The sequence below is a fragment of the Endozoicomonas sp. PH6C genome, assembly GCF_059322965.1.
This window is the reverse complement of sequence record NZ_CP185342.1, coordinates 2,884,009-2,899,310: the sequence shown is the minus strand read 5'-3', so window position 1 is coordinate 2,899,310 and position 15,302 is coordinate 2,884,009. Positions and strand designations below refer to the sequence as shown.

The window sequence follows — 15,302 nt, the reverse complement described above, 5'->3', positions numbered from 1 at the left end:
AACTGTTTTTTTATACAGGTAGAGACAGAGCATGGATAAATCAATGAACACAGATCATCAGAGTTTTGAGTCCATCAGGCAGGTGAATGAACACGGTCAGGCATTCTGGTCTGCCAGACAATTAAGCAAAGTTCTGGGATATTCTGAATATCGAAACTTTCAGCCCGTCATAGCGAAAGCCGCCGAGGCCTGCACTAACAGCGATCAGGCTATTTCAGACCATTTCGTGGAGATCCACGAAATGGTTCTGATCGGCTCCGGTGCCAAACGCAAACTGCCCGACGTGCGCCTGTCCCGCTATGCCTGTTATCTGGTGGTTCAGAACGGTGACCCGTCCAAGCCAGTGATCGCCAATGGTCAGACCTACTTTGCCCTGCAAACCCGCCGTCAGGAGCTGGCCGATGATCAGGCTTTCAAGCAGCTGAAGGAAGATGAAAAACGCTTACTGCTGCGGGAAGAGATGAAAGAACATAATAAACAGTTGGTGGACGCTGCGGCCGATGCCGGTGTCACCACCAATATGGATTTTGCCATTTTCCAGAACCACGGTTACCGGGGGCTTTATGGCGGGCTGGATGCCAAAGATATCCACCAGCGCAAAGGGCTGAAAAAAAGCCATAAAATTCTCGATTTTATGGGCTCGACCGAACTGGCCGCCAACCTGTTCCGGGCTACCCAGACCGAAGAAAAGTTACGCCGTGATCAGGTGCAGGGCAAAACCCAGGCCAACCAGACCCATCATCAGGTCGGCGCCAAAGTAAGACAGACCATTGATGAGCTGGGTGGCACTATGCCTGAAGACCTGCCCACACCGGAAACCAGCGTTAAACAACTGGAAAAGCAAAAAAATAAAATCAGCAAGGCGGAGGATAACCAGGAATGAAAGACTACCCTGTTGCTGCCCTGCTGAAACTCTTCAGCCATGGACAATGTCGTTTTGCCCCCCGGCTCGATACATTACTGACCGGGCTGGCCCACCCTGCCCCTGAGTCAAAGCTCTGGAGCATCAGCCAGAGGCTGTTAAAAGTTCGTAGCCAGCTGTCGTCTGACGAAGAAGCGGTAGCAGCCATTCTCGCCACCGATAAAACCATTCGCCAGCCCTGGTTATCCGTTATGGCGGGCAGGGTTAAAGAAGCAGGCAAGCTTAGTAATCAGGATGCCCTTATACAGCTGGTTACTCGCCTTGGCTCTGCCGCACCCTGGGTGGAAGAAGCCCTGCCTTCGGCCAGTATTGCCCCAACAGAATTTCAGAGTCTGGAGCAACAATTATTAGGTGCCGGTGTTGAGCAAAGCCAGTCGCTTCCCGTTATTACCCGGGTGTTAGCCGCAGCAGCCCAGCTGACACAGTGGCAACCCTACCCTTTACCAGAACTGAAGCCTCTGGACGATACTTGCAACCCTGAAAAAAACTGGGTTTCCGGGCGTTTACTGCAACTGCCGCCATTCATCTTCTCCAGTAATCATTTTGCGGCCATAAACACCGATTCAAAACAGCCACAAATGCTGTTACAACAACAAAAACCCCATAGCAGCCATGGCAAGCTGGCCGATATTGCTGCCACCCCCTGGTATTTCCTGTTATGCGCCATTGTCTACGCCCAGGACAGCTGGGCAGCGGAACAAACGGGCGGTTTATTGCTGCAGTTACCAGCAGGTCAGCAACCCACTCACCCGACAGAAATTCAGGTGCTGGTTGAAGACAGCGAAGGAATTGAGATTTTCTGCGGCACTCTGGCAGAATTGGTGACACGCATGCTGGGTGCTTTGGGTATGGAACTCTTTCCAAAAACACCCGATACCCATGGGCTTAATGCCCTGTTATCCCCCATGATTCAAAAAATGCTGGAACAGAAACTGTGGTGGTTTAATGAAGGGCTGTCGGGTGAACAGGGTTATTACACCATTGATCCGGCCTTTGCCGACGAATGTTACGGGATAGAAGGCAGCCGTCTTTTTGGGCGACTGGGTCGCCCTGTCTGGGAAGCCGTTAGAAAACAAGCTGTACAGTGGCGGAAAGAAAAGCATTCAGGGAAAAAACTCCGGCAACAAAAGACGTTAGCAAATTTTGATGGACAGAACCGGCAACCCAGCAAATTATCAGGAGCTAATTTATGAATACAGGAGCAATGACAACTGCTGGTGTGGCCACCATTGCCAGGCATCACAACTGGGCCGCAACGGGTGTATCCGATTATCCGCCACAAGACCCTTTGGTGGGACAAGGGCTTTTCTTTGACCGCTATAAAACCTTTATCCATACCGTAGACCGGGATGAAGACAAGTTCGCCCATGTGTTTGCCATTGAAGGGGAATGGGGACGGGGTAAATCCCGTCTGGGTCATGAACTGATCGCCCAAATCAATGAATGCTCTCAGGGCTGGTTTGTTCGGGACAGCAAAACCGGCCAACTGAACGATGCCCAGCTGTTCAATAAAGAAGAAGATCGGGACGGCTATCTCGGCCTCTATATTCGATACTCTCAGGTCGCTTCTGAGTACCAGAATGCCAACAACTGGTTTGGTTTTGGTGTTTATAAAGCTCTGTTACCGCTGGCAACCGAGACCTTTGATGACTCTATTCAGGGGGGGATCGCAAAACAGGCCTTTAACCGCTATAGAGGTTTTGGTTTTGATTCTGCTCAGCTGGCACAGGCATTGGAGCTGGATAAAGCACAAAGCACACAAGCTTTGTATGAAAAGCCGGGGCTGTTAACCCGTCTGGTTAATCAGGCGTTTGACTATCTTGAGAAATTTGGCATCAAACATGTTTTGCTGGTTCTGGATGAGCTGGAGACCATTGCCGAAGCCGCTTCTTTTGGCCTTGAAGACGACGATACCAAACGTTTGGACGGTCAGGCTATTCGCTTGATTGGTCGTGCCATTAAAGAAGAAGACCACCGCCGGAATTTCCCCTGGCTGCGTTATGTCGCACTATGCTCTCCGTTGCTCGGCCAGCAGATGCGAGAGGTAAAATCCAATGCCCGTCGTTTTGAGCTGGTGCAGCTGGAACACAACGCCTTTGCCGATGTATCGGACTATGTTAAACGCCTGAATGCAGATCGTAAGTTGCGCCATACCTACCCTGCCGGACTGGTTGAAGCGGCCTATACCATGAGCGGTGCAAACTTTGGCTGGTTCAACGTGATTATGTCCAATGTGGATGTTGTGCTGGATGAGCTGACCAATGCTGGTCAACCGGTTCCGCCGAATGGCGAGCTATTTGATATTCTTATTCGCAAATCAGGCCGGGTTTCAGAGCATGTGCTTGATCACCATGCCATAGATGGCATTAATACTCTGAACCGGGATTTGCTGGCAGAAGCACGCACCCTGTTATTTGGTCAGTTACCTGTTGCTCTTGAAGGCTGCTCAGCACTAACAAAAGCCCTGCTTGATCATCAGAACGAGGATAATGAGCCAGTGGCCAGTTTATACCGCAAGGTTAAATGGGACCCGCTGGAATGCCGTCAGGCCTTGAAAGAATATAAGTTTATTCGGGATAAGGAAGAATGGTCTTATCCAAGTATTGAGCAGCCTCTTTCTCTTAATGCCTTACTGCAAAATCTGCAGACGTTTGCCATTAATGAAACTGAAGAAGACAGCCTACTGATTCCACTCTCTTTGGGTGAGTTTCGCCATCTGATCAACCTGCTCTATAACCACCCTGCCGCCGAATACGCAGCAGAAGCCCTGTGGCGTAAGTTCTTTGGTGACGACAAGGAACTGTCGGAGGCGTTTGCAACCCATATTGGCCCAAGTATTGCCATGCTGCTGAAGCTGGATCTGCGTTATCGCAGCCAGCAAAGTAACTCCATGATTTTCCTGGACACTGAACATGCCGATACTCACAGTCAGGGCGTCACAGCCTGGGAAGCCGCGCTGCCTAAAGAGCCATTGCTTCGCAATATCACCCGATTGACGGGTATTTATCGGTTGCTGGATAACAACTGGGGCTATCAGCCCGTTGTTTACAGTAACGCTTCTGATTTAGCCATTATTCAACCAGCAAGAGGCGGCTTGCAGTCTTGCGAAGGCCTCAGATTACACCCTAATAACCAAGTCTGGTTCGCCTGGGTCAATAACAATGATGAGTTAAACAGCCTGCACCGTGAAGTGACCGCACAGCGTGCATCCGGACGTTTGCCGGTAATGGCTTTTACCACATCCATTGGTGTTTTCGACTTTTACCGAAAAGGCACTGCCACCAGCACGCAGAATGATATTCTGCTCTATCAACTTAACACCAGCGAAACGGATACCTTTGAGCTGATCGGCTTGCCTCAACAGTATTCTTTGGGTCTTGATCTTAAAAACAATCTGTTTAACGCCAAGTTCAAGGGACGACTGAATAACCTGAAAGACCATGCTTATCAGGCTATTCATCAATGGCGAAAATCTCTAAATGAGCAAGGACTGATTGCGTGGCCGCTGCGTCCTTCAGGCAAACTGAATCCTCAAAAACGCGACGAATTGTTTAAAGCCTGGAAGTTACTGGGTATAGATCAGCCGGGGACTGGACTTGCCAGCCTGACATCAGAGCATTCTGTGGATGCAGTAGAAATTGCCAACCTTCTGAGTGATTTGTCAGTACCAGGATCTGTCACCAGTAAAGGTTACGACAAAACCGAACATGCTGGCTTGTTCTCCGACGTTGACAACCCGAACCATGCATTGGCACAGCTACCACCCTTTCTGGCGAGTATCACCAACCCCGCTAAAGATCATGCCTGGACTTTTAGCCAGGCCAAAATGAATTGGTACTGGGGGTATCTGTGGGACAATGCCAATAATCCTAAATCAGTGTTTGAAGACTGGATGTGGTGGGCTGCACAGCTGAACCTGCTGGAGGTTAAACCGGAACACCGTATTGGTAATGACCCCAAGTGGACGGGTGTACCCAGAGCTTCATTTGAAAATGTGATTACGGAAGCAAGAAACTGGCTGGATGATGATCAGCCAGGGCATTACCGTGAAACGGTAGAGCAACTGAAGAAAGTGTATGGGCAGGAGCGCATCAATGGTCTTTTTGCTCCATCAGGCCCAAAAACGACTAATGCTGTGACCGCACTTGATCGTGCCCAGATCACATTTGACCGTTTAAAGCAGGCAGAAGAGAAGCTGGATATTACTATCGATCTGGACGATTTAGCTCGGGCAATGGTTTCCTGCATTAAAGATCGTAATGATGTACTCGCACAAGTTGACAGGGTAAAACCTGCTGATAGCTATAAGCCGGGACATCAGAATTTCAACACTATAGATCTTGGCAACGATGATATCCCCCTTTACAACCGCATTGAGCAAGCCAGAGAGTTTGCAGAAATTGTTAATAATTGTGGAGAAAAAATCAGTAGTAGAGTCTCTCAGCTGGTTGAAGACCTGAGAGAAGATCCTGAAGCCCAGGTTCCTTTCCCCCAGAATCTTTTCACGCTCTCACTTCAGACTATTACTCATATCCTCGAAGGAGCACTTGATCGCAACATGGAATCAGCTACTGCCAAGCGTGAAGCGGGCGGCAGCTCGGAAACACTGCTGCATTATTTGAGAGATCTTAAAATTGATAAAGCCTACAACAGACTTCAATTGTTAGGACATGAAGTAGGTTACAACCTGTCGAATAACAGCCTCTGTGCCCCCGATGATATCAGTGGGCATATTATGACCACTTTTAAGCGATTCAAGACTTCCTTTAAAAAACTGCTTGAACAGTTTGACGGCTATAAAAAGGGGGTAGAACGTTGTAAGCAACAGTTGGAAATGCTCCCCGCTGATTATGAAGATAAGAATGTTCTGAATATTCTCACTGATCTGGAAGATCAACTTACCTTTATTGGTGATGCCTTTGAAGATATTGTCGACAATGTTGAAAGTGAGCGGCAGCGATTTTCTGAGCAATCCTGCAAAGGGCAATTCAGCAGCATTAAAGATATTCCTGAGCGCTTGGTGAGCCCGGTTCAGAAACAGTTGAATGCATTTGCGGGACACTTGCTCACTATTCAGAACCAGATAAAAGGTTATCAGAAGGAGAAGCTGGACGCTGCCAATGGCGAGCTAATGGAAACGCTAAACCCATTGTTCAAGGTTTGTGGTCAGCCTGAAATGCCAGTGCTTCAACAGCATGAAATCAGTCATCAGACACTACACGATCTTGGTCTGACTCTTGAGGCCAGGGAAGCAAAATGGTCAAGAGAAGCAGAGAAGTTGCTGGAACCAACCGGTATCAATTTACAGCGGTGGATTGAGATTGCTAAAGCCCTTAATGCCGAGCAAGAACCGGACTTGACCTCTGATGAACGTCAGGCACTGGAAAAGGCTGGCATTATTCGTTATCGCACGACCTACGGTGGCTAAAAATGACATTATCAGTCTATCTTCAGTCTTCTCTGGCGAATCATCGACGTGGAAGACTGCTGGGTAAATTACTTAAGGCTGAAGCATCAGAGAACTCCTTCCCCGATGCCGGACTAATGTTGATGCCCGGGCAGGCATTTCAGGCTTTAGCTCTGGAAAAGCAGGAAGCATTTTTTAACTGGTGTAGTCAGCCCGGAAGGACTCTGCTCTTGATTCCGCCTTTTAGCGAGAAACAATTATCAGAGTCAGAGTTCATTGACTGGCATTTTGCCTACAGAGAATCACCCGCTGCGGCTGATGAGGATTCTTTACCGGGCGTTCTGGCAGATGAGGTGAATCTCTCTCTTCAGGGTACCGATGGCGCTTTTGATTCAGAGCATGACCATCAATGGCTTGATATGTCTCCAAACTCTCGCTACTGGAAGAAACACGCCGGTACAGGGGTATTTGCGGCCACCGTTCTCCCTCTTTGGTCGATATCTCTGCTGGGACACGGTGAGTTATTGCAGTCCTGGCTAGGTCATATTCACAGCCATGCAGGAAAGGCTTCTGACTCTACGAAATCCTCAGCAGATCAGCAGAACGAAGTGGTTATTAAGGATACCGATTACACGACTATGGTTTGTATCCACGGCTGGTCATGCCAAACCCTTTCTGACCTGACTGATAAATTGTATGCAACAGGCGGCATTCCTGTTTTCTCCATCGAGCAAGATGAACTGGAAGAGTCGTTAAAAAGATTAAAGCAGGCAAAGTATCTGGTTGCAGAAGAATCGCTGATTAGTTTGTCAGAAGCCGGGGTTTCTGTTCTGGAGGCTTCTCCATATCTGGCCTATGCCGACAGTTTAAGGAAGAGTTTGTGAAAAATATAAACCTTGCTCAGTCTCTGGCTATTGAGAGCCAGTTACGACTGCCCGGCAGCGCCGGGCGTTTGATAAAACAGATCAGGGATATTGAGTCTGTAGCCCCGCTATTTCGTGATGCCGGGCTGGTCAAATCTGTTCACCGGCCTGCAATGCTGGACTTGAACGTTTCTGGCATTGCCACACGTTCCACCATCAAAAAAGCGTTAGGCGGCTTTTTATTCGCTTCTGCGGCGGTAGCGAGCAATATTCTGATTAATCGAAATCAAGTGGCAACTCAGGGAAGTGACTCCGTCTCAGAGCTGGATGATATTGACTTTGAAGCTCAAAGAAAGCGACTCGATCTTATTGAAATGCGGTTAGCCTACCGGCTTGTTGAAAAACAGTTGAAATCCAGTACCCCACCACAATTGATTTTGCTGGACACACCTTTGTTCATTAGTCGTGATATGGCACCACTGGAGAGAAACCAAAAGCATAAAGAAGAATATACCAAAACCCGTGATTTTATCCGCAGCTTTTGGGAGACCCATCGTGAGCAGCTTTTCCCGTGGAATAAAGAAGGCCCGGTCATCGCCAGTATTGTTGCAGAGCGCTTCAGCGCGATAATCAGCATTGCCAAGCATGATTTACGGACAGAGACTGGTCGTAAACATTTATTACTGTCAGATGGTTTTTCTGAAGAACAGGCAAATCAACTGACCAATCTAAATGAAAAACTGATTGGTGTGGGTGATACCCGTTTTATCAACGGCATCCTTAGCGCATTTACCCGAACTATTGCTTTCAGAATGACAGAGAGCGAAACCAGGCTGGAACCCTCTGAAGCAGTCACACCGGGAGTAACCGGCTTCCATTATAAAGGTGGCAGAGGCAGCCAGATTCAAATGGTTCAACTGGCAGGCGAAGAGCCCGACTGGAACACCAAAACACTGGACGAAGTGGCATGGAAACTGATGGTTCTGGATATGCAGAACCGCAAAAAAGTATTGCCACTACCCCAGCTTCTCGGCCAGGAACAACTGAAGCTGCTGGACCAGTTTGTTATTTATTACCGCCAGGGAATCAGTGAAGCCCTGAAGAAGAATGATATTGAAGAGACCTGGCTTTCAGGTCTGGATGAGGAATTTTAAGCGATGAAACATCAAGTATTGGGCAAACTGGTTGGTAACACAGGTGATGCGGCCAAATTAACCATGGTGGTTGAAGGTTCTTTTTCGGTACGCCGAGGCGAGTTCGTCCGGATTATGCATAGAGAACGACAGGATGAGTCTGAGGTTCCCGTATTGGGCCGGGTTACGAAAATCCATCGATCCAATATGCTTTTTAATGCCGGTTTTGGCGATAGTGTCACTGAGCTTGAACTTCTGCCTGGTGCCAATATGACTGGCGAAAACCTTTATGCTCACCTTGAGCTGGTTGGATACCGGGACCCGGCTTCACGACAAATAAAGATTCCTCGTCGTCCACTTGACCCTGGCGCCAAAGTTGAAACCGTGGACTATCAGTTCTTGTGTGATTTTTATGAGTTTAATGAACACACCAGCCTTCACCTTGGCAATCTGGTTGGCTATGAGCGGGGGGAAAATACGGTTCCCGTTTTCCTGGATGTGAACAGGCTGGTCACCGAACATATGGCTGTTCTGGCTATGACAGGTTCAGGTAAATCATATACCGTGGGTCGTATTATTGAGCGACTGGTGGCACTGAACAACGGTACAGTGGTTGTTTTTGATCCTCATGGTGAATACGGCAAAGCACTTTCGAAAGGTAAACTGCATTTTTCTGAAGGCATTGAAGAGATCGAAGATGTCCGGGATCGTCAGGCTCTGCCTAAAATCAGGGAAATGATTGAAAAGCTTCAGAAGGCTGATGCCGGTATTGAGGTTTACACACCTCAGCACGAATCCTTCCGTCATAAATATGCCAACAAAAACCAGGCACTGGCATTGCAGTTTGATAGTTTTGAAATGGATGATGTTGCAGAAATTCTGCCCGGCCTGACGGAGCCGCAGCAACGTGTTCTTGATGTTGCTATTCGTTATTGGAGAAAGACCGATAAGTCACAGCCAAGAGATATTAACCGCCTGCGTTATTTCCTGGGTGATGGTATTGAAGAGCTCAGAGAGTGGGACGATTTATCTGAAGCGGAAGCCAAGGCGTTAAATGGAAGAAGTGCGGCGGTGGCGTCCATGAAATTAAGCCGGATTCTTAATGAAGCGCAAAGCTTTTACTCTGCCACGCTTGCTGAACCAACAGATATTTACAAAATGATTGGTCGACCTGCTAATCGCAAAGGTCGACTGGTAGTGGTTGACCTGCAAGGACTGAGTGATACCGCCAAACAGGTGGTGTGTGCCCTGCTTTCCAGTGAAATTCTGCGAGCAGCTGCCAGTAAAACTGACCCTCTGCGTCCGTCCTTCCTTATCTATGAAGAAGGTCATAATTTTGCACCTGCAGGCGGTAATGCCGTTAGCCACCGAATTATCAAAAAGATTGCCGGTGAAGGTCGTAAGTTTGGGGTTGGCTTTGGTATTGTCAGTCAGCGTCCCTCTAAACTGGACGCAGATGTCACTTCACAGTGCAATACTATGATCACCATGCGGCTTAAAAATCCTGATGATCAGAGATTCATCTCGAAAGCATCCGATATGGTAAGTAAGGCTGATCTGGATGAGTTGCCCAGCCTTTCAACAGGCGAAGCTCTTGTTTGTGGTCGTTCGATTCCTGCTCCTTTGCTGGTGAAAGTGGGTAACAAGACTCTCATTCACGGTGGTGAATCGCCTGAAGTGCTTAAGGTATGGGACAGCTTCAATGAATAACAAGACTTTGAGCATCAGGAAGAAGCTTAAAGATCCGGCTTTTCTAAATGCTGTAATGCCGTCATTGGCCCTTTGGGGCTTAAAAGATGAAGACGTGCTTGTGCACAGCATGGGCGTCAGTCTCTGGAATACCCTTGGACATGAGTTAAACCACATGGCAGTGGCTGAATGCCCTGCCCCGGTCGCGGCCGGAGATTCCATCCGCTCAGACTCAGCCTGGTTTAATAAAGAAACCCGACAGCCCTGTGTGCTGATTGAGTTTGAAAGGTATGATGGCAGTGAAGGTAGCAAGCAGAAGTTACTTGATAAGCTATCAAACTTAATGGAAGCGGCTGGACGCTGGCAGGCTTCGGCTCACAACTTATTTGAAAAGCCTCTGTTGATTCTGGCTGCATGGAATATTGATATTGTCTCTGCACCCAATGTAAAGAGCCTTGCATTGCAAGCCTACTCTGGGACAACCAATCGGCTAGGTGTTCCTGTTCCCAGCATTGATGCCAATAATTTTTTATTCTGCCGCTTCATGTTTGAATCCATGCCTGATGGAACAATAAGGCTTAATGATATTACCTTTCAGGAGGGGGCATGAATCTCAATCCAGCTTACCTTATTCCCGGCTCTAACAAGCCTCTGGGCAATAAATATACCCTTTTGGAACAGTTGGGTGACGGCTCACACGGTGTTGTCTGGCGAGCGGAGCGATGCTCGGATGGTGCTGTTGTCGCCGTTAAGATACCCAAGCAACCTACCAAGCCTGAATGGAAACTGGCAGAAGGAAAAGAACTTCTTAACACTCCCGGGCATCCCAATGTTATTGAGCTGTACGACATGGGCAAAGTACCTCCTGAAAAAGAGTGCTATGCCATCGAAATGGAATATTTCCCCAGTGAAAGTCTGGCCCAGAAGCTGGAAGAACGCTCACACCACTTTGGCAATACCTATCAGCGACTGTTCAAAATATATGATCAGGTTCTTCAGGCTGTAAAACATCTGGCTAATTTAGAGGTACCTGTTTCTCATGGTGATATAAAACCCCATAACATTCTGGTGGGTCAGGATGATCTGGTTAAACTGACAGACTTTGGCAGTTCAGCTCTACCCGAGGAAATTTACACCAGAACCCGGGAAAATGGTGGAACTGTACTTTATTCTTCACCAGAGTTCTCTGACTGTGTGAGTCGAAAAGGTTCGTTCGAAGAGCTGATAAAAGGTGATATTTACAGCCTTGGCGTGTTGCTCTACCAACTGACAACAGGAGCTTTGCCACACGATACTCAGTCAGCAGTACGAAGCCATGATCCTTTCAGTAAGCCCACAGAAATTAATAGTGGTATCTGTCTGGAGCTTGAGCAATTCATATTAAATTGCCTGGAAAAAGACCCCGGAAAGCGCCCTGAATCTATAGACCAGCTTATCGATCAGTTCGAGTCGGCAAAAGCTCGTCAGGTTAATTTTTCACGGACGTTTACCATTCCTAAATCAGGAGAAGCCTGTGATGACTGGTCTTCTGCTGTTGTTTATAATCTTGAACAGGGGGAATATCGCAAGGCAGCCAAACTGGCTGAAACAGAGTTTAAAAAGAATGGGAATGAAGCAGCCCTTCTACAACAGCTCAATGCTTTATACCGTGGCAACCGATTATTTGATTTTCTGGCGGTATTTGAAAAAGAGCCTCACCTTATAGAAAGTAACTCTGATGATGCGGCAACAATCCGCCTGCTTGCAATAAAAGTTTATTTAAAGAGAAGAAATTTTGATAAGGCAAGGCAGCTTATTAAAGTTGCCAAGAAAAACACTCCGGACTTATTTGAAGTTCAGATGTACGATGCCTCTGTCGAAGGGTTGTCGGCCAATTTCAAACTGGCTCGCCAAAAACTGGAATCTCTGAACAAGCAATATCCAATGAAACCAGCGATTCTGAAAAAGCTTCTGCATGTTTGTGAGCAGATGCGAGATTATGAGTCAGCAGCGAGTTATCTCAGAGTATTGATGCGACAGATTAAAGGAGATGAAGAGTTGGAAAAAAGGCGGGAGCAGTATATAGCTTTGGGGGCCTGGTGATTTGTAAGTGGTAATTTTCCTAAACCCATTTGATCAGGCGCCAGGAGCCTGACCGAGAATAGCGCCCGTAGCGAGGACGGCAGAAAATTGAGGATGAAAATTCGGTTTTGTGAGGAGAATAGCGAGCTATTTGACGAACAAAAGCGGATTTTCAGACCAATTTGCTGTCGCCGCAGTAGGGCAGACTATTCTCGGTCAGGCTCCTAGCTATGGAGTAAATCAGCAAGATATTAATACCGGAGAGCGTAGTGCATAGAAAGGTGCATGCTGCGTTCGGGGTCAGGCTGTTGGTTGCCGACCTGGAAATGGATGGCCGGACAAAAAGATCTCATCAGGATGAATAAATCGCCGTGATGAATGGCAGGTGGTGCGTAGCTTTTGCCTCTCGAAAGGAGCAGGAGAAAACATATCCTGCTGGGGTGGCTGGTGCACTTTGATTTTTTGTTTAGTTGTCATTGGTCATCATGGGCAAACAGATATCAAGACAATGATATCTGTTTGCCTTGGGTTTCGCGACACCCTCAGAGCGTGGGAACGAGTTGTAATTGATGCAGCTATTTTTCGGCATGCTACCTGAAGACTAAATCTGACTTAATGGCTGAAATACTAATCTGCATTGGAGAGTTCCGAGTCAGGCTGGAGTGCTACTATATCCCAAACTTCAGCGGCTTTATTATTGACAGTTAACAGCCAGATGCCTGCAGGGTCGAGTTCAATTTTATGGTAACCTCCATCGGTATGAAAGGTATTAAGCAACTTTGCTTTGCCATCGACCGGGATATGTTGAATATCCCAGAACCTAATATCACAGTCGTCCCGGGTGAACATTCGAGTGTTGTTGCGGGTAAAAATGGCTTGTCGAACTGTGCAGTCATGGTTCATCGTTGCAAGAAGCTTAGGACTATTCTTTTTAATCTGGGTTCCATCCCAGAGTTTGGCAGTGTGGTCCTCGGAAGTGGTGACAATATAACGACCTGTTGGGTCAAAAGCGATAGAATACACATTACTATTATGTTTCATGAATGCCAATGGAGCAGTATCTCCGCTGACAATACTATCCATACTCCACAACCCGCCGCAGTAGCATTCATAGCCCATAGAGATGCCAATTTGCTTGCCCTCATGATCGAAGGTAACAGTATATGGATTATATAGATAACCGAATGATTTAAGCCCAATACGACCGGGAGTTTCGCTTTTAATTTGGCTTAAATCCCAAAGTTCAGCAAGCGCCTCCCCCCCTTCATCCAGAATATAACGACCTGTAGGATCAAATTGAATAGACACTGCTCGGTCTTTGTTTTTTACTTTGGCCAGCAGCTTCGGTTTATCATCCTCAAGTTGATAGGTATCCCAAACACCAAGATAATTATCGCCATCTTCATTATACCAAGCCGCTACTTTGTCACTTTTGCGACTGAAAGCAAATGAATAAATACTGTTAAAGTCATTATCCAGTGTTGCCAGATAGGGCAAAGTGCCATTACTCACCCTGGCATACCATAACTTCAGGGAATTGCCTGCAATACCAACTAAACGACCAGTCGCATCAAGTTTTATTCCAAAATCCCGGGAATCCAATACCGGACCTTTTACTTTTACAAGCGCTGTTGCCAGAGTTCGATTAGTCCGTGTTATATCAAAAAGGCCAAGATGGGAGTAGGTATCACCGGCCTGATTTTTTCCATTGGCAGCAACGTATAATCGTTCCCCTGTCAAATCAAAGGTCGCGTCCACCAAGTTATCGCAGCAATCACAAACATTCCAAGGTTCGATTATAATTACGGGCTGTTTGTCCTGCCCAAATACCACTGGACTGGCCACCCAGAAGCTGAACCATACAAGGCGACAAATCATCCAGCTCAGAGCCTGCACTTTCATCTTTATTCTCCAAGGGAACTTTTTTTACCTGAGGGTCTCACCCGCCTGATACTTAATTGCCAGAGTTTTGCCGTGAAGTCATCGGAAGCGGTAAGAACCTGCAGGAACGAATTATGAAGCAGCCTACGAATTAACGGTGGCATAAAAATGTCTGGTTTTAAGGCAACTGGATTGAAGCAAGCTGAATTCACTGAATTCGGGTGATGCAGGGTGTACACCAGCAACGGCTTTCCCTGGCTGATAGCCGTCATATCCCAGACACCAGCCGTATAATCTTCTGAAGCGGAAATTGCCCAGTGACCTTTAGTGTCAAAGCTGACATCTCGTACCGGCGCTGCATGTTCAATGGTGGCGAGTAACTGGGCGCTATGCTTTGTTTCTGCCTTGGAGATGTCCAAGTATTTTGCAGTATGGTCAACCGAGTAAGTGAATAATTTTGAACCGGCGGGGTGCCAGGTAAGGCCAGTGACTGAACCATTATGCTTTATAGTGGTTAACAGTCTGGCTGCGCCGCTGGAGATTGCGCTGAAATCCCAGAGTTTTGCGGTATGATCGTCGGATGCCGTTGCAGCCAGAGTATCCGTAGCCGGGTCGAAAGCCCCCTGATAGACAGGGCCATAGTGCTTCAGTGTCGCTAATAATACAGGGGTTTTGTCTTTTATCCGGGTTATATCCCAAAGCCTGGCTGTCCAGTCCGCTGATACAGTCAACACCTGTTCTGCTTTGCTGCTGAAGACTGCCTGAAATACGGTAGCATTGTGCTCCATTGCTGCCAGCTGCGTTACCTTGCCTGATTTGACCAGGCTAAGATCCCAGAGCAGGGCTGCCCCTTCGGTGCTGGTTGTCAGTAGCAATTTGCCTGATGGTGAAAAGCTGGCATAAAGGACGTTGCCATTGTGATGAAGGATTGATATTAGTGTGGGGATATTCGTCTTGGGATGGCTAACCTCCCAGATTTTTGCCGAATTGTCGTTGGAGACGGTCACCAGCAAGAGGTTGTCAGGACTGAAAAATGCACCATTCACCTCGTTATCATGAGGCAGGTTTGCCAGCTTGTGAGCCACTTTTTCTATGGGGTGGCCGGTGCTGTAGAACTTTGCGTAATGATCCGCCGACGCCGTGGCAAACCATCGCCCATCGGAAGAGAAAACGGCCTTTTTTACGCTTCCGGCATGGAAGGCATTGGCGACCATTTCCGGCGCATCGTTCGGGGCAGCGTTTGTCAGGCAGACAAAGGCTGAGAATAACACTAAGAAAAAGAACCTGACTTTCCGGGGGTGCTGCCTATGAAGAACGTGAATCGTGATTTTCATAAAAAGCTTTAA

Annotated in this window: 10 protein-coding genes; 8 read left to right on the top strand and 2 right to left on the bottom strand. The window is 47.6% G+C overall.

The features are described from left to right. Positions 1–43 precede the first annotated feature (43 nt). The 8 genes from dinD to ACOMG9_RS10855 are packed head-to-tail and all read left to right on the top strand — an operon-like array spanning position 44 to position 12,096. Positions 44–883: a DNA damage-inducible protein D gene (dinD, locus tag ACOMG9_RS10890; protein WP_494530247.1), complete on the top strand. Its 840-nt coding sequence runs from the start codon at positions 44–46 to the stop codon at positions 881–883. After that, complete coding sequence (locus ACOMG9_RS10885) at positions 880–2,115, top strand: hypothetical protein (protein WP_448216911.1); 1,236 nt, start codon at positions 880–882, stop codon at positions 2,113–2,115. Before dinD ends, ACOMG9_RS10885 begins: the two co-directional genes overlap by 4 nt. Further along, positions 2,112–6,350, top strand: coding sequence for a hypothetical protein (locus ACOMG9_RS10880; protein ID WP_494530246.1), 4,239 nt, complete (start codon positions 2,112–2,114; stop codon positions 6,348–6,350). Before ACOMG9_RS10885 ends, ACOMG9_RS10880 begins: the two co-directional genes overlap by 4 nt. Positions 6,351–6,352: 2 nt before the next feature. Then, positions 6,353–7,213: a hypothetical protein gene (locus tag ACOMG9_RS10875; protein ID WP_448216909.1), complete on the top strand. Its 861-nt coding sequence runs from the start codon at positions 6,353–6,355 to the stop codon at positions 7,211–7,213. Then, on the top strand, positions 7,210–8,346 hold the full coding sequence (locus ACOMG9_RS10870; protein ID WP_448216908.1) for a hypothetical protein: 1,137 nt from the start codon (positions 7,210–7,212) through the stop codon (positions 8,344–8,346). The genes ACOMG9_RS10875 and ACOMG9_RS10870 overlap by 4 nt, the downstream gene beginning before the upstream one ends. Before the next feature lie 3 nt (positions 8,347–8,349). Continuing rightward, entirely contained in the window at positions 8,350–10,035 is a 1,686-nt protein-coding gene (locus ACOMG9_RS10865) for an ATP-binding protein (RefSeq protein WP_448216907.1), read from the top strand. Beyond that, complete coding sequence (locus ACOMG9_RS10860; RefSeq protein WP_448216906.1) at positions 10,028–10,624, top strand: hypothetical protein; 597 nt, start codon at positions 10,028–10,030, stop codon at positions 10,622–10,624. Before ACOMG9_RS10865 ends, ACOMG9_RS10860 begins: the two co-directional genes overlap by 8 nt. Further along, entirely contained in the window at positions 10,621–12,096 is a 1,476-nt protein-coding gene (locus ACOMG9_RS10855; protein WP_448216905.1) for a protein kinase domain-containing protein, read from the top strand. Before ACOMG9_RS10860 ends, ACOMG9_RS10855 begins: the two co-directional genes overlap by 4 nt. Before the next feature lie 606 nt (positions 12,097–12,702). Here ACOMG9_RS10855 and ACOMG9_RS10850 read toward each other — a convergent pair. Beyond that, positions 12,703–13,977, bottom strand: coding sequence for a WD40 repeat domain-containing protein (locus tag ACOMG9_RS10850; protein WP_448216904.1), 1,275 nt, complete (start codon positions 13,975–13,977; stop codon positions 12,703–12,705). A gap of 2 nt (positions 13,978–13,979) precedes the next feature. After that, positions 13,980–15,227: a WD40 repeat domain-containing protein gene (locus tag ACOMG9_RS10845; protein ID WP_448216903.1), complete on the bottom strand. Its 1,248-nt coding sequence runs from the start codon at positions 15,225–15,227 to the stop codon at positions 13,980–13,982. Positions 15,228–15,302 lie beyond the last annotated feature (75 nt).

What these genes read in the sequence shown, in the direction of transcription:
- dinD (WP_494530247.1), top strand. Translation starts at nt 44, where the DNA reads ATGAACACAGATCATCAGAGTTTTGAGTCCATCAGGCAGGTGAATGAA.
- ACOMG9_RS10885 (WP_448216911.1), top strand. Translation starts at nt 880, where the DNA reads ATGAAAGACTACCCTGTTGCTGCCCTGCTGAAACTCTTCAGCCATGGA.
- ACOMG9_RS10880 (WP_494530246.1), top strand. Translation starts at nt 2,112, where the DNA reads ATGAATACAGGAGCAATGACAACTGCTGGTGTGGCCACCATTGCCAGG.
- ACOMG9_RS10875 (WP_448216909.1), top strand. Translation starts at nt 6,353, where the DNA reads ATGACATTATCAGTCTATCTTCAGTCTTCTCTGGCGAATCATCGACGT.
- ACOMG9_RS10865 (WP_448216907.1), top strand. Translation starts at nt 8,350, where the DNA reads ATGAAACATCAAGTATTGGGCAAACTGGTTGGTAACACAGGTGATGCG.
- ACOMG9_RS10860 (WP_448216906.1), top strand. Translation starts at nt 10,028, where the DNA reads ATGAATAACAAGACTTTGAGCATCAGGAAGAAGCTTAAAGATCCGGCT.
- ACOMG9_RS10855 (WP_448216905.1), top strand. Translation starts at nt 10,621, where the DNA reads ATGAATCTCAATCCAGCTTACCTTATTCCCGGCTCTAACAAGCCTCTG.
- ACOMG9_RS10850 (WP_448216904.1), bottom strand. Translation starts at nt 13,977, where the DNA reads ATGAAAGTGCAGGCTCTGAGCTGGATGATTTGTCGCCTTGTATGGTTC.